Below are 13,942 nucleotides of genomic sequence, written 5' to 3' on the forward strand. Positions count from 1 at the left end.
ATCAACTACTAATTGATTTATAATTAGTAGTTGATTTTAAAAATAATTTGACTTATGGCAAACACCCGAATTGTAAAAATAGTTTTTGAAGACGGTTCCGATTATGAATTCAAAGAACTTCCAAAAGAACATTTTGAACAAAAATATCCAGGAAATAAACATTGGATTAATTTTAAATTCAATCGTCAATATCCGGATTTTGAAGAAAGAATAATTTCAGATTTACGGTTGGATGTTGAAGAATATGCAATTGAGCAATATAGCCTGATTCCAAAGCGTGACCAGAAAAAAGTAGATGACTTTGACGATGATGAGATAGAAGCTGAGTTCATCAACAGAGGATTAACCATCGAAGACCATCATATTCAAAATGAGAATATCACCAACGATAGTTTCGTCACGAGATTCATCAACGTTATCAACCGAGGTAACGATGCCGAGATTGAAAACGCACTTACAATGCTTGAAAAAAATTACAGGATAAAATGATTTTCATTTACCTAAACCACGAAATCTGGCGCATCTGCATCTATTGCAAATCTGAATTTGACTGGAAGAAAAATCCAGACTGCAGATGTCCGGACTGTGGGAAATATTTAGATTATTTATAAAGAAATTATGGCAACAATCAAAGACTATCTCAAAACCATTAAGGAAATTTTCACGCTGGGAAATGCGCAAATGCTTAAGAAAATGCACAACGAAATTTTTGAAGCAGATGTGGAAAAACTGACAGGACGTTGCAATTTTCTATCAGCCAAAAAAGCGATATCGGAAATTCCTGTTCACAAGTGGACTATTTTTTTAAACTGTTTAAAATATGGCTTGTCGCCTGAGGATGCAATCAAGTGCACAGATAACATTTTCATAGGAGCAGAGAAATCACCTTTAAGTGCTGATGATATATTTTTCTTCGCTCAACGATATGGAAAATTAGAAACCTTTATTAACCTAAAAAAATAATAAATTTACATTATGGACAAACCAACAGACTTTTTAATTGAATGCAACAATCCTCACGCATTCGATAAAACTATTCAACAACTGGGTCCCGCAGTTTTACTTGATGGCGGAACCAAAGGAAATTATATCAAGAAAGAAGGATATTACGTGATGCGTGTATTTATGAACTCTGGTTATATAAAATTCGCAGTAGAATCTCAGGGCTACGGCAAAATAATAAAAGAATTGGAAGAATTACTGTAGAGTTTCATTTTATGTTATTAATCCAATCCCACTGTATTTCCATACAGTGGGATTTCTTTTGCGCAATACTTACCATATCGTGACATTTCTTAGCAACACCGCAATTCAGACTTTTCCGGCAATCTCCGCTCACCGCCGTCTGAGTTTTCCCCCTTACCCCTAGCTATTAATGTCAAAAATTTTGTAATAATGTAATTAATAAGGCGGAAAGCGTTTTGTAATGCTGTGGTAAAGGCTTTATATATTACATTATTATATTTATTAATTGTAATTTAAAGAAGTCATTACAAAAAAAATGTAATGTAATAAAGCCTTTTTCAGACCTTACAAAAATTACAAAAGCACATTACAAAGTGTTGTGAAGTTTAACGTTCTGACAATCAAAGAATTATTACAACCTTACAGAATTACATAAAAAAGGATGAAAATTTTCATCTGTCAAAACATTATGTTAGAAAATAAACATTTTGTTAATTATTATATTTATATTTGGACGTGGAATTTCTTAGAAAAATAGCAAATAACAACATCCGAAAACTTGAACTGCTTTCAGTGTTGAATAGTGACCCGTTGGAATTGGTTCCCATGGAAGGCGATTTTTCAAAAAACAAACCCATCAATACCAATCTGGACAAACTTTATTTCACGGCCGGCTATGCAGAACTATCGGAATCCGGAGAAGATACCGATGCCGGATATAAGTATGAGCAGGAATTTGGATTTGGTTTCCCTACCAATGACGACCGAAAAAAGATTCTCCAGCGTTACCGTTTCCTAAAACTGATTAGGATTCATCTCTGCAACGGCAAAACGATAGAGCTTGGCAGGAATGATTATCGTCAGAATAAGCCAATGGTCGGGACCTTCAACACAGACAAAAATTTTACAGAACTCAATTTCAAGATATCAACGATTTTCCCATACGAGGCTAAATGAATCTAATTCCCTTCCGGCTTTCTCCGCATCTGATACATTACTTCTTTCAGGAGTTTGAAGGAAGCGTAAAGAAATATGCCGGAAAGGAAGTAAAGACAATCAAGATAGAACCGGACGGATTCATCGGAAAATTCATAGTTTCCAATCTCCGGAAGATAGATTATCCGGTAAAAAATATCTCAAGCTTCAATCTCTTCATAGAGATGACGACAATTAAGTCCAAGCGTTGGTGCAGTAAGCAAAATCTTTTCAAACGTGAGGATCTTTCCAATTCCTATGTCGAACTTCCTGCAGAACTGATGGAAGATGTGGAAGAAATGCTGGAAGACATTCTCCGCCACAATTTCTATTATTATGTTCTGGGTTACATCAAAGGCGATGACGGAAAAGTGATGCGCGGAATTCGCCAGTTTATGGATGAATATTCACTTTGGGATTACGAATTCAATCTTTCCCAATTAAGCCGTCTTTTCTACCGGATGAAAAATGAAGGACCGGCGACCCGTCTTCAAAACAAAGGAATGTACCACGTGAAATATTCCGGCAAGTAATCCTGCGTCACACTTTAATTTTCCTTTACAAATTAGTTTTGCTGGAAACTAATATCGATGTCAAGTACTACTGATAAAATCAATCAATTAATTCCGGATAACAACAAAGGACTCGTCAAACCCGTGGATTTGAGGAAGAGTTTTGCTTTGATTGATAACAGAATTGCCATGTTTGAAAATGGCACAAAAGGTATTCTGAAAATTGCAGATGCCAAACCTGATGCGGATGCTATTGGAATTTATAACCTGCCAGATTTCGGGGAATATGTTAATTTGATTCCTATTGTTCCAATTGGCGAGGACTCGCCATCAGAATTACCAATTACCACCACTGACGGATATTATAACGCCGTCTATTTTGATGGCGAAACTTTTTTTCAAATAAAGTCTACGGTTGCCAGTTTATCAGAACTCAAAGATTGGAACGAAGATTCTGGAAGTTTCCCTATGACTAGGGTTTTTGAAGAGAATATCTACAGGGTCAAGCTAGGTGAATCTGTCACCATTCAAGACATCCCTGGGCAGTCCGAAAAATGGGAAATCATAGGCATTGACGGTGTGAAAGTTGAAAATGAAGAATTTTTGAAAGCCTGGGTTGACAAGGATGGTCTACTTCTCTTTGGGATAAGAAATGACGGTTCATTATATTCTGCAACCTTCGATTTTGAAAAGAACAAAGTACTCACGGAAATTGCATACGATGATGAAAACAGGTTAGAATATACACGAGATTCTGAGGGGAAACTAGTTAAATCTGTAGAAGCTGACGGTACCAATTATTTACCTATAGCACGGATAGATAACCTTGAGTTAGGCGGAATATTCCTAAAGGAAAAAGCCTTGGAAGATCTGGGAAAATCTTTGAAGACCGCAGGATTTGGCGGAGGTAAAGGTGATCAGACCGATAATACCTATATACAGCTTCCTATTCCAAAGACTATCGCATTTGTCAACTTCGAAATCAATCCTGACGAGTTACCTACCTTCAAAGGGTTCGACATTGATACTACTATGCAGTACTGGGACAAAGAAGGCAATTTCTATCAAAAAGATATAGTTCTTTCGGTTCAAGGTACATCATCAGCCGGACACTTGCGCAAGAACTTCACAATCGATTATAAAGATGCTACTATCCGTTATGAGAATTGGGCTGAACGTGATTCATACTATCTGAAATCGTTCTATACGGACGCTTTCAGAGGTCAATGTGTGATGGCTTACAGATTGTTTAAAGATGTTATCAACACACGTCCTTATAATCAAAGAAAAGCCTTCTATTCGGACTATCAAGCCCCAAATTACTGGAACGCAAAAGGCGCTATCCAGACAGATATGTCAAGCGGTGCCAATTATGTTGCAGACGGTTTTCCGGTCGCGATTCATTGCAATGGAGAATTTTATGGGGTCTACACAATCGTTCAAAAAAAGCACCGTGATAATTTCGATATGAAAAAGGGCACGGCAAAACACGTTTGGCTGGATGGTATGTTGGCCTATGATTTCTTCAACGGAAATATTATCTGGACGGATTTCGAAGTCCGTAATCCAGGAATAGACTTCGACATCAACGGGCTACCATACAATGGAGATTTCCCCACGGAAATTCCAGCTTCACCAACAAAGAATTATATCATCGCACTGAGTAATTACGTCAATCAGATAGATGCTCTCACCACGACCGCGAGAAAGGCAAAATTTCTGGAATACTTTGATCTCAATGGAATAATGGATTATTTCCTTTTTTCAAACTTGGTAGTAAACTTTGACGGCTTTGCCAAAAACTGGCAATTCTACACTAAGGATGGTGTTAAATGGTCCATAGCACTTCACGACCTTGATAACATCTTCGGTCAATTCTGGAAAGGCAATATTATTTTAGTGGACGAAATCCCGACAAAGATATACGGGTTAGGCGCAAAAGATCCTACCAAATATATGCACTCGCATTTTATGGACGAAACAAAACTGCGTTACAAGCAATTAAGAGACTCAGGAATATTTTCCGCTGATTATATTACTGATAAACTCAAAGAATGGTTGGATGGAATCACTTATCCAATGCTTAAAAATGACCTTGATAAATGGAAGGATACGCCATCATTTAGAAACTCGAAGACCAATCCTAATTGGGTCGCATACGCAATGGACGAGAGCAATCTAGCAGGTGTTCAATCTTGGAATAGCGCGACTAATTACGCTGTCGGGGCAAAGTGTAAGATGGCATTATTGGATGATGTTTACGGATTCAAGGCATTGACCGCGAATACAAATGTAAATCCGGTAACGGGAAGTTACGAGACCTATCCGCCAGACCTCGGCTTCTTTAACTCCATCGACAGAGTTAGACAAACGATCATACAAAGAATAGCATTGATGGATGCAACCTATAATTATTAAAAAACTTCACAATGAATAAATGTTTAGTAACAACCTTGCCTGGTGTAGCAGTTTCGGGCAATTTGAAAAAGCTTAATGAGATCATATTTAATTTCGTTGAGCGCCCTAACTGGGTCGCTGGTAATTCCAATTATGTAGTTATCAATATCGCTACTATCACCGCTGTGAAGTTTACGATTGAAGATGGTTATTTCACTGACAATCTGGGGAATAATACGGGTACCACTTTTACTACTGTTACGGGAAACAACTCCATCATTATGAGAGTTGCCGGAAGCAATGCAAAGTTGAGATGTGAGAATAAATATTACATCAGTTATTTTGGTCTGCCATTTACGCCATTTTGCACGCCATTCAATGGTATCATTCCGAAGTATATTCCAGCGATAGATTCCATAGAATTGAAGTATCTCACCAATCTGCAATACTTCAACGTTGGAATGCACTTTATGATCACCGGAGAGGCAAGCAACATCAATGGCGAGAGCTTCATCTACTACAACGCTTTCAATCCAAACTACGTCATCGATGTTTCATACAATAATTACAAGCAACCATTGATCGGTAGTGGTTATAATATCATCAAAGGTGCAAATCTGAAAGAGTTTACAACTGGTTTCTTTGCTATAGACTTCAACATAAACGATTTCAACGACGATATAGAGATCATCGACTTTTGGGACGGCGTTTTGAAAGGTGATATAACTAACAAAAGATTTAACAAGATTAGAAGGTTGAATCTTGGTTTTGCCTTAACATTCAAGCCTTTTGAAGTAACTGGAGATGTAGATTTCTTGACCTATGACAATCCTAATGACATTATGATAAACTTTAGGAACGCGCCTCAATTGAAAGGCAATGTAGGTGGTTTTGGAAAGCGTTGCTATCTCTTTATCTCGAATGGGATTTCTGAATTTACCTATACTCAAGGCACTGCAAGAACGCACATCATGGCGCTGAACAATGTAAAGCTTACTAGTGGATTAGATAATTATCTGATTGATATGGCATCATTGCCTATTAATCCTGGCGTTGATACCGGAATGTACAACTCGGGTTCTGAGAAGATCATCAGTCTGATAGGTGAGAGAACATCTGCATCTAACTCGGCTGTTTCCACTCTAGTGAGCAAAGGCTTTGTTGTCATCATCAACGGTTTACCAACATAAAAAACATACAATGGAAAAGTACAACGTAATCTATAAGGACACGCAACACATCGGCACTTTCAAAGGTGGAGAAATCAATTTGCCAACTGGTTTTTCAGTAAAGGTTTTCGACACGATCGAGGAAGCTGAAGAATTTGTGAAGGAAAATCTTAGCACTTCAAAATGAAATGGATAACAAAATATCAGCATTTGACAAACTCACTGGGATCTTCCAAAAAAGACCCATCGCAAGTATGGCGGTGGTTCTTTTCATCTCGCTATATGTGTGCTACAAGGTAGTAACATCTACCTATCAGGAGCAATTGAAGCAAGCTCGTAAGGATGCTGATGTTTGTGAGGACGAGAATAGAAAATTGATTTATAATCTACTAATAAAAAATAAGATTATCGATGCCAACAGAGAGTTGGATAAAGTCGCAGACAGTGTGATAAAGCACGATACGCCCGAAGCAGTTGAAATTATTAAAGATCAGAAATAATGAACAAAAAAAACATTTTAATAGGAATTATGGTATTTGTGATCGCAGTACTTGCGTTGAATACCGTTGAAGGTTGGTTTACTTTTTCCAAAGAAGAAAAACTTGCCGATGAATCGAAAATTGAGAAACCGCAATTGCCTGACCTTGATTTTTACACAAATGCAATTGACAGTACTTTGCATGCCAATTTCGAGACAAACAAAGGGATCGACCCTAAAAACTATATCACTCACAAACATTACAGTTATGTGAGCGACACGCTTGCACCTGCTCTCAAAATAAAAATGAACGAGGTGAAAGAATTGACACAGGTCAGGGCAAAATTGGAAGATAAGGTAAAAGCACAACAGGTAGAGATTGATGCTAATAAAAACAAAGTTTACCACTACAAAACAAAGTTTTTCGAAGCCACAGCAACCGATGCAGACAGCTCTTTGAAATATGCCTACAATGCGGAAATCAACCTTTTGAAATATGATAAAAAAGAATCTCTTTTGAAAGGGAAGAAGACTTACATCGATATTTCAAGTCCTGATAAAAATATGAAGATTAACGGTGTTGAGAATTTCATAAAGGATATTTCTTCACCGCCTACAAAGTTTGGTTTAGGCGTTCAAGCTGGATATGGCTTGAATTCCGAAATGAAAATATCTCCTTACATCGGCGTTGGAGTGAGTTATAATTTAATTAGATTCTAATGGCAAAACATAGCATAGCATACAAAAAAACCGCTGGAAACGAGGGCGGTTGGAATCACGTTAAAGGTGATAACGGTGGCGAAACTTATAAAGGAATAGCAAGAAATTATCATCCGAAATGGGAGGGTTGGAAATTGGTTGACAAGGCAAAACCATTGAAACATAATCAAATCATCAAAAATGATGAGCTTGACAAATTGGTAGTTTCTTTCTACAAAAAAAACTTCTGGGACGTCATTGGTGGTGACCAAATCGAAGATCAATTAACAGCTGATACTCTTTACGATTTTGGAGTTAATTCCGGTCACGGTCGCTCGATTCAAAACATTCAAGAAGTTCTTGGATTGCCTAAAACTGGCAAAATCACAAAAGAACTTTTGTCCGCAATTAATAATCCTGAAAAATATTTATAATGAAAAATTTAATTTTAATTCTCGTCATTTTTTTATCAGTCTTTTCTTGCAAAAGAAATGACGTGAAACCACCTGTTGTTAATGAATCTGTCATTGTTGTAGATTCATTTCCCGTGATTGTGAAAGATACAGTTCAAATAGATTTTGGCTATCAAAAAAAATATGATTCATTGCTTGTTTTGAACTTGCGGAAAGATTTTAAAATAGACAGTTTAACCGGTTTTAATAATAAAATAGCCAAAGATCTACTGCATCATAAATTGATAATCAAAAACGCTCAGTACTATCTCAATATTACAATCAAAAACCCATCTCAAGATAAATTTCTGAAAGGATGGATGAGACGAGCTTTAAACCAAGAAACCGTAAAGTAATGAACTGCAACGCCAAACAACACAACCTTTGCCGACTAATCCAAAATTCCTACAAATCGCCTTTGTTGGCTTTTGGCGATCTTGATGTTTCTGCGGATGCTGTGACTTTGAAAATTTACACAGACCAGTTTAGCAGAATTTTGAAGCAAGAATTTAGTGGTCAAATTGATACTGAAAATAGGTTCTACTTTCCGGAATTTAATTTGCCAAAGTCTGACAACTATTTTTACGAGATCATATGGAACCACCTTGGCAGAAATTACCTCGTAGTTTTCGGTAAATACGAAGTCAAGACAAAAGCAAATGATTGCGGTTGTGGAGATAAGTCTGATGTCATTAATATTTCCGTCAATGATGGCGATACAGTTTTCAATGTATCATTCTCGCAAACTGTGCTTAATGTTGGCGGTGATGGTGATCCAGGTATTCCAGGTCCGAAAGGTGAAAAGGGCGATAAAGGTGATCCGTTTTTATATTCAGATTTCACTGCTGAACAATTAGCTTCTTTGAAAGGGGAAAAAGGCGATCGTGGTGATGATGGAATTGATGGAATTCAAGGTGAACGGGGCGAAAAAGGTGCTACTATTATTCAAGGTACGACAATGCCTACTGGTGTTATTGCTACGGATGGGGATATGTATATCAATGTTTTAACCGGCGATACTTTCATTAATGTGTTAGGAAATTGGAATCAAACGGGAAACATCAAGGGAGTCAAGGGCGATTCTGGGAATAATGGGACATCAGTATTGGTTATTTTAGCACCTGATGAAGCGACGGCGAAAGCTTTGAGCATTTTAAATCCTAACAATGTTTATCACTGGATATAATGGGAGCTGTCAAAAATTCAGGTGTTTTTAAAGGAGTTGCTGTTAATGGTCAAATCGTTAAGGGTTTGGTTAAAAATGGTGTGGTATTCTGGAGGCAACAATCTTATGATGTCTCTACACAGGCAATCATTGATTCTGCCAATTCTAAAGGCTATCCATTGCCGGTTAATCTAACGCCTTTGGATAATTTCATCCGAAATTTGAAAACTATTTCGAGTGGTAACTTTTGGGAAAAAAGGGATTCAATATTTATTTCTTCAATCATCGGTAATTCGGTAAACTACCACGGATTCAGAAAATTAAATCTAAAAAATCCATCAGGACAAGAGCGTGTTTTTTATGGTGGTTTATCGCTCAATTCTTATGGAGGAATTCAAGGTAACGGTACCAATGCTTATACTGATCACGTTACACTTGTTAACGAATACATCAACTTTAAACAAAATGATGCTGGTTTGATTGTTGTAAAAAGCTTGGATGCATCGGGTATTATCGTGGCAGGATTAAACTCAAACAGCTTGTCAATTATATTAAGGGGAAATCTTTCAACTAATGTAAGGTTGAATACATTAACTGTAACTCCTTCTTTTGATAGTGGAGGGTTTGGTACTATCGGATCGTCAAAAAATTCTATTTCCTCGCAAGTTTGTTATAATAAAGCAATATCCGCAAATCATACAGTCACATCTTTGTCGGTTCCCGCGAATGCAGTAATACAAGAATTTAGAAATAGTGCTAATACGGCGGTTTATTACGCTATAGATAGCTTGATAACATTAATTGGAGCAAGCTACACACAAGAAGAATTTTTACAATTTAGGACTTATTTCAATCAATATCTTGTAGAATCGGGATTTTCATCCATAGCATAAACAATTATAACAATGGTAATAGCAATAATAAGTGCTGATAAAGCACACGAATTAAAAGGGAAGGTTTTCGAAAATGAAATCCTCTACAATCCCAATCAATTAGAAGATGGCAGATGGTTTATTTCGCTTCCTGAAGCGCAATATCTAAACGCTTCTGATATTGTAGAATTATTTGACTTCGTTCGGGTGGATGATGAAAGCGAGATATAGTCTCGCTTTTTTATTTTGTTACAATTTTTAACAAGAATTATTTTTCCATTGTTCAGAAATTTGACAACTTTGGAGAATGGAAATTAGTGGAACAATACTTATAGTTGGACCTAATTATATTAGGATAAGAACCGTCAAGAAAAAGCAAGAAATAGATGTCTTCTTTCCAGACAGTAAGGCTAAGGCTATGGAAGCCTTATATGAGCCAAATATGGGTACAACAATAGAAGTAGAAGTTCAATCTTTTGAATTTGAAAATGTGAGATATGCTAAATTTTGGGCGGTTTTTGTTATTAGACCTCGAGCAAGAAGATTAGACGATTGTCCACATATGGCAGCAATCAATTGGAAGAATCTTACTGATACACTATACAAGCCCGAAGATAGAGATTCATCAGATTTTTAATTATTTGTCAAATACCCAAACCATAGAATCACATCTAATCTTGGCACTCTTCCTTCTTTCAAAGAAAAATATATAATATTTCCCTCTCTTCGATAATGCCAGTCTTCTGCCATCGTCAATCCCATTACGCCGTTTTCAAGATGTGATATGATATCGTCAATCACATCGGTCTGTTGACTTATTTTAAATTCTCTCATTCTTCAAAATTACCAAAGACATAAAAGAGTTGGTTACGGGTTTCCGTAATTCGTTAAAATAACAATTTCCCCTGCGTCACACTTTTTTTTTTGCCGGTAAATCATCTTTGCCGGTATGAAAGTCAATCATCTTATTTCCGACATTCTGCGAGGTCCCTGGTTGGTAAATCCAGAGGCTGTTTCGCAATATGAGCAACTTGCCAATAACTATTTGACGGGTAAATTCAAAGGTGCATCAATCAACAGGACAGAAATTCTTGCGGCCGCCAATTCTTATACTGTTGGCTCCGGAAAATCAAGCGAACCTGAAAAAAGAATTGTTAAAATTCCGATGCGTGGTATTTTGGCCGCTTACGGTGACGATTGTATGCTTGGCGCAGATGATTATCTGCAGATTTTCCGCGCATACAATAACAACGATTCCGTTGCGGCGGTCATTCTTGATATCGATGGTCCAGGATCATCAGTATCCGCCATCAATATGATGAAGGAATTTGCATCGGAAAAAAAGAAACCTTTCATTGGGTTGCTCAATACTGCCTACTCCGGTCATTATTGGTCTGGTTGTTTGATTTGTGACCATCTGATGGCCTACGGAAATATATCTTCTGGTTTTGGCTCTATCGGAGTTCTTTCGATGGTTGTTGACAATAGAAAAGCAATGGAGAAAGAAGGCTACAGTGTGATGATGATCCGCGCACCACAGTCAACGACCAAAGCACAACAAGGAAAAGATTTCTACGAAGGCAAAGATGAAGAATTCAGAGCATCGTTGGAGGAAGAAATGAGACCGATGGCAGATGCATTTATCAAGGATATCAAAGCTTTGAGACCAAAGCTTGACCATTCCGCACCAGGAGTTTTCACCGGATCGACTTTCAATGCAAAAGATGCTTTAAAATATGGTTTGATCGATAGCATCGGAGACGAAAAAAAAGCAATCGAGCGCGCAAAAATACTAATAGAACTTTACGAAAATTAATAACCCTATAACTCAATTTCATTATGAAAAAAACAAAATTCGCTGCGGTGATGGCGTTCATCTATACCGCACTCGGAATTACAGAACTGCCAAAAGGAGAGTCCGGAGAATTGGCATTTTCTGAAGATCAGGACAAAACATTGCAAGAGCAATTTGGCGGACAGTACGATATGGCAATCAAGGCGGCCAAAGATGTCTTGGCGGAAGAGTCTGGATTGGATGCTCAGAAAAAGGCGGCTTTGGATGCTTTGGCTGGAGCTGTCGGAGAAGATCCGGAAAAAACTACTACGGAAACTGTTGTGACTGCTGCAACGGAGAAAATCAAAGAGCAGGAAAAAACCATCGAAAAACTTGGTGCTCAACCAGAAGCTGACAATGTTATGAACAGAATCATAAAAGGCGCAAAAACGGCTGGCGTTGCTTCTTTTTTGGCGGCAACTACCGCAACGCAACTTTTCGGAATGCCAAATGCAGAATTCTCAAGAACTGCTCCGTGGAACGAAAGAGCTTACAATGAACTGACTGGAGAAAAAACAGCAGCCGTAACAGATTTCAATGATGTATCTACGGTTACAAAATTGAATGCAGATCTTAAAGAATTCTATACTAAAAATCCGGAAGTTCTTAGAGACCTGAAAAAAAACACTTTCGGTCTTCCTGCTTTCTGGCCAAAACGCTTCAATGTTGTAAATGAAATCACAGATGCTGTGATTGATGTTGCTAACGTAACTCAAGGAAGAAAACCAGATTGGTCTCCGAATCCGGAGTTTATGATCGAAGCAGAAAAAAGAAAGAACTATCCGGTTCAGATTGATATTGAATTCTCAGGATATCAATTGCAACAATTTGAGTCTGCTTGGATTAATACATTGTTTGACTTCAACGGATCTTCGCCTTACAAAACATCTTTCGTTGCTTATTTGGTAAAGAAAATTGACGAACAGGCAAGACTAGAGGACAGGATTTCTTCTATCAATGGCGTGTATGTTTTCAAACCTGCAGGAATCAAATCCAAAGGTTATTTCCTTAACAGACAAAATGGTCTTAGATATCAACTTTGGAAGTTCAGAGATCTTGACAAAAAGATTATTGCCTTCAAATCTAAGTTAGGACAATTGACGGTTGCAAATGCCTATGACTATTTTGCAGAATATGCACTTTGGTTGAAAAATGATGTGAGAACTCAGACTGGTTTGAAGATTTATATTTCTCAGCAGATATTAAATGGATATAATGCTGGTTATAAATTGGCTAATTCGTTGAACCAGGATTATGACGGAAATAAACTTAACTATATTGATGGTTATTCAAATTTGCAGTTCGTTGTTCTGACAGATCTGGAAGGTACAAATGCTTTCTTTATGACAGACGAAAACAATGTTGAGATCTTGGAAAATGTACCAAATGAAAAATCGATCTATAGATTTGAGTATTTGAAAAGAAATACTTACATCCATGCAGATTATTATCAGGCGGCAGCATTTGTTTTTGCAGGTTTCAAATTACCGGCAAACTCTCCATTCTTGGGTCAGGCGCAATTCATCTGGATGAATGATGCTCCATTGTTTTCGAAAGATTTTACGGTACCAATGTATGGAACTGTTCTATCAACGCCTGTTAGTGTTGATTTCAACAGAATCCGCACAGATATCAATCTATTGTCGGATGTTGTCACTGTCAAAACTTCACTTACTGCTGGACAGATCGTGAAAATTGAAGGTAATACAGGTCAGTTGACCAATTCTAAAATAATCAAAAAAACTGGCGGAAACGGTGGTAATTTAGATTTGACAGCGGATTTTGATCCTAAATCTGGCGGTAGTTTGACATTAGTTGTTACAGCTGATGGTGGTTTGAAAGAGTTGAAAAGAACCACTGCCCCAGATGCTCCATCTGCAAAAGCAATTGACTTCACAGGAACTGCAATCGATTATGTGAATGGAACAGAATTCATCTACAAAGGAACAGCAGATGCAACCTTGACAGATATTCTTAATGGACAGGAAGGTGCAGAAGTGAAGATTTACGGCCAAGCCACAAATTCTTTGACTGTCGCCGACGTGGTTGGTAAGATTGACGTAACTGCAAGCTACGATCTGGATGCGCCGGAAAAATTCATCGTACTTAAAAAATTCGATGGAATCTGGTTCGAGATATCCAGAGGATAAAAACAAATAAAGCCGTCAACTCGGCGGTTTTATTTTTCATAAATTTTTAATCTA

19 protein-coding genes are annotated in these 13,942 nt (G+C 37.5%); 18 read left to right on the top strand and 1 reads right to left on the bottom strand.

Annotated elements, in window-relative coordinates; genetic code table 11:
* The first annotated feature begins 54 nt into the window (after window positions 1-54).
* The 16 genes from IO90_RS08175 to IO90_RS08245 all read left to right on the top strand — a co-directional run bounded on the left by IO90_RS08175 (window position 55) and on the right by IO90_RS08245 (window position 10,541).
* Window positions 55-489, top strand: coding sequence for a hypothetical protein (locus IO90_RS08175; protein ID WP_034965685.1), 435 nt, complete (start codon window positions 55-57; stop codon window positions 487-489).
* Between the two features lie 129 nt (window positions 490-618).
* Window positions 619-963, top strand: a complete 345-nt coding sequence (locus tag IO90_RS08180) for a hypothetical protein (protein ID WP_034965686.1) — start codon at window positions 619-621, stop codon at window positions 961-963.
* A gap of 12 nt (window positions 964-975) precedes the next feature.
* Window positions 976-1,206 (top strand): hypothetical protein, encoded by a 231-nt coding sequence (locus tag IO90_RS08185; protein ID WP_034965687.1) that lies wholly within the window; start codon window positions 976-978, stop codon window positions 1,204-1,206.
* Between the two features lie 552 nt (window positions 1,207-1,758).
* Entirely contained in the window at window positions 1,759-2,142 is a 384-nt protein-coding gene (locus IO90_RS08190; RefSeq protein ID WP_131450838.1) for a hypothetical protein, read from the top strand.
* Complete coding sequence (locus IO90_RS08195; RefSeq protein WP_034965689.1) at window positions 2,139-2,693, top strand: hypothetical protein; 555 nt, start codon at window positions 2,139-2,141, stop codon at window positions 2,691-2,693. Before IO90_RS08190 ends, IO90_RS08195 begins: the two co-directional genes overlap by 4 nt.
* Window positions 2,694-2,750: 57 nt before the next feature.
* Window positions 2,751-5,090: a CotH kinase family protein gene (locus IO90_RS08200; protein WP_034965690.1), complete on the top strand. Its 2,340-nt coding sequence runs from the start codon at window positions 2,751-2,753 to the stop codon at window positions 5,088-5,090.
* 11 nt (window positions 5,091-5,101) lie between these two features.
* On the top strand, window positions 5,102-6,259 hold the full coding sequence (locus tag IO90_RS08205) for a hypothetical protein (protein ID WP_034965691.1): 1,158 nt from the start codon (window positions 5,102-5,104) through the stop codon (window positions 6,257-6,259).
* A 10-nt stretch (window positions 6,260-6,269) separates the two neighbouring features.
* Window positions 6,270-6,425: a hypothetical protein gene (locus tag IO90_RS18985; RefSeq protein ID WP_165570255.1), complete on the top strand. Its 156-nt coding sequence runs from the start codon at window positions 6,270-6,272 to the stop codon at window positions 6,423-6,425.
* 1 nt (window position 6,426) lies between these two features.
* Window positions 6,427-6,738, top strand: coding sequence for a hypothetical protein (locus tag IO90_RS08210; protein WP_034965692.1), 312 nt, complete (start codon window positions 6,427-6,429; stop codon window positions 6,736-6,738).
* Window positions 6,738-7,436 (top strand): DUF6808 domain-containing protein, encoded by a 699-nt coding sequence (locus IO90_RS08215; protein WP_034965693.1) that lies wholly within the window; start codon window positions 6,738-6,740, stop codon window positions 7,434-7,436. Before IO90_RS08210 ends, IO90_RS08215 begins: the two co-directional genes overlap by 1 nt.
* Window positions 7,436-7,849 carry a glycosyl hydrolase 108 family protein gene (locus tag IO90_RS08220; protein ID WP_051878427.1) on the top strand — a complete coding sequence of 138 codons (414 nt, stop codon included), beginning with the start codon at window positions 7,436-7,438 and terminating at the stop codon, window positions 7,847-7,849. Before IO90_RS08215 ends, IO90_RS08220 begins: the two co-directional genes overlap by 1 nt.
* Complete coding sequence (locus IO90_RS08225) at window positions 7,849-8,223, top strand: putative peptidoglycan-binding domain-containing protein (protein ID WP_034965694.1); 375 nt, start codon at window positions 7,849-7,851, stop codon at window positions 8,221-8,223. The genes IO90_RS08220 and IO90_RS08225 overlap by 1 nt, the downstream gene beginning before the upstream one ends.
* Entirely contained in the window at window positions 8,184-9,053 is an 870-nt protein-coding gene (locus tag IO90_RS08230) for a hypothetical protein (protein ID WP_131450839.1), read from the top strand. Before IO90_RS08225 ends, IO90_RS08230 begins: the two co-directional genes overlap by 40 nt.
* Window positions 9,053-9,925: a hypothetical protein gene (locus IO90_RS08235; RefSeq protein ID WP_034965696.1), complete on the top strand. Its 873-nt coding sequence runs from the start codon at window positions 9,053-9,055 to the stop codon at window positions 9,923-9,925. Before IO90_RS08230 ends, IO90_RS08235 begins: the two co-directional genes overlap by 1 nt.
* A gap of 12 nt (window positions 9,926-9,937) precedes the next feature.
* Window positions 9,938-10,135, top strand: a complete 198-nt coding sequence (locus IO90_RS08240) for a hypothetical protein (protein WP_034965697.1) — start codon at window positions 9,938-9,940, stop codon at window positions 10,133-10,135.
* Window positions 10,136-10,211: 76 nt separating this feature from the next.
* Window positions 10,212-10,541 (top strand): hypothetical protein, encoded by a 330-nt coding sequence (locus tag IO90_RS08245; RefSeq protein WP_034965698.1) that lies wholly within the window; start codon window positions 10,212-10,214, stop codon window positions 10,539-10,541.
* Here the strand turns inward: IO90_RS08245 and IO90_RS08250 are convergent.
* A complete protein-coding gene (locus IO90_RS08250; RefSeq protein WP_034965699.1) occupies window positions 10,538-10,738 on the bottom strand; it encodes a hypothetical protein in 201 nt (66 codons plus the stop codon). The genes IO90_RS08245 and IO90_RS08250 overlap by 4 nt on opposite strands.
* 115 nt (window positions 10,739-10,853) lie before the next feature.
* On the opposite strand from IO90_RS08250, the gene IO90_RS08255 reads away from it, so the two are divergent.
* Together IO90_RS08255 and IO90_RS08260 are read left to right on the top strand one after the other, a co-directional pair.
* Complete coding sequence (locus IO90_RS08255; RefSeq protein ID WP_034965700.1) at window positions 10,854-11,720, top strand: S49 family peptidase; 867 nt, start codon at window positions 10,854-10,856, stop codon at window positions 11,718-11,720.
* A 23-nt stretch (window positions 11,721-11,743) separates the two neighbouring features.
* Window positions 11,744-13,888: a hypothetical protein gene (locus IO90_RS08260; protein ID WP_034965701.1), complete on the top strand. Its 2,145-nt coding sequence runs from the start codon at window positions 11,744-11,746 to the stop codon at window positions 13,886-13,888.
* The last annotated feature ends 54 nt before the right edge of the window (window positions 13,889-13,942 follow it).

This window comes from Chryseobacterium sp. FH1 (genome assembly GCF_000735135.1).
Taxonomy (GTDB): domain Bacteria; phylum Bacteroidota; class Bacteroidia; order Flavobacteriales; family Weeksellaceae; genus Epilithonimonas.

Excerpts from the sequence above, each read along its gene's own strand:
- IO90_RS08175 (WP_034965685.1), top strand. The coding sequence starts at position 55 with ATGGCAAACACCCGAATTGTAAAAATAGTTTTTGAAGACGGTTCCGAT.
- IO90_RS08180 (WP_034965686.1), top strand. The coding sequence starts at position 619 with ATGGCAACAATCAAAGACTATCTCAAAACCATTAAGGAAATTTTCACG.
- IO90_RS08185 (WP_034965687.1), top strand. The coding sequence starts at position 976 with ATGGACAAACCAACAGACTTTTTAATTGAATGCAACAATCCTCACGCA.
- IO90_RS08195 (WP_034965689.1), top strand. The coding sequence starts at position 2,139 with ATGAATCTAATTCCCTTCCGGCTTTCTCCGCATCTGATACATTACTTC.
- IO90_RS08200 (WP_034965690.1), top strand. The coding sequence starts at position 2,751 with ATGTCAAGTACTACTGATAAAATCAATCAATTAATTCCGGATAACAAC.
- IO90_RS08205 (WP_034965691.1), top strand. The coding sequence starts at position 5,102 with ATGAATAAATGTTTAGTAACAACCTTGCCTGGTGTAGCAGTTTCGGGC.
- IO90_RS18985 (WP_165570255.1), top strand. The coding sequence starts at position 6,270 with ATGGAAAAGTACAACGTAATCTATAAGGACACGCAACACATCGGCACT.
- IO90_RS08210 (WP_034965692.1), top strand. The coding sequence starts at position 6,427 with ATGGATAACAAAATATCAGCATTTGACAAACTCACTGGGATCTTCCAA.
- IO90_RS08215 (WP_034965693.1), top strand. The coding sequence starts at position 6,738 with ATGAACAAAAAAAACATTTTAATAGGAATTATGGTATTTGTGATCGCA.
- IO90_RS08220 (WP_051878427.1), top strand. The coding sequence starts at position 7,436 with ATGGCAAAACATAGCATAGCATACAAAAAAACCGCTGGAAACGAGGGC.
- IO90_RS08225 (WP_034965694.1), top strand. The coding sequence starts at position 7,849 with ATGAAAAATTTAATTTTAATTCTCGTCATTTTTTTATCAGTCTTTTCT.
- IO90_RS08230 (WP_131450839.1), top strand. The coding sequence starts at position 8,184 with ATGGATGAGACGAGCTTTAAACCAAGAAACCGTAAAGTAATGAACTGC.
- IO90_RS08235 (WP_034965696.1), top strand. The coding sequence starts at position 9,053 with ATGGGAGCTGTCAAAAATTCAGGTGTTTTTAAAGGAGTTGCTGTTAAT.
- IO90_RS08240 (WP_034965697.1), top strand. The coding sequence starts at position 9,938 with ATGGTAATAGCAATAATAAGTGCTGATAAAGCACACGAATTAAAAGGG.
- IO90_RS08245 (WP_034965698.1), top strand. The coding sequence starts at position 10,212 with ATGGAAATTAGTGGAACAATACTTATAGTTGGACCTAATTATATTAGG.
- IO90_RS08250 (WP_034965699.1), bottom strand. The coding sequence starts at position 10,738 with ATGAGAGAATTTAAAATAAGTCAACAGACCGATGTGATTGACGATATC.
- IO90_RS08255 (WP_034965700.1), top strand. The coding sequence starts at position 10,854 with ATGAAAGTCAATCATCTTATTTCCGACATTCTGCGAGGTCCCTGGTTG.
- IO90_RS08260 (WP_034965701.1), top strand. The coding sequence starts at position 11,744 with ATGAAAAAAACAAAATTCGCTGCGGTGATGGCGTTCATCTATACCGCA.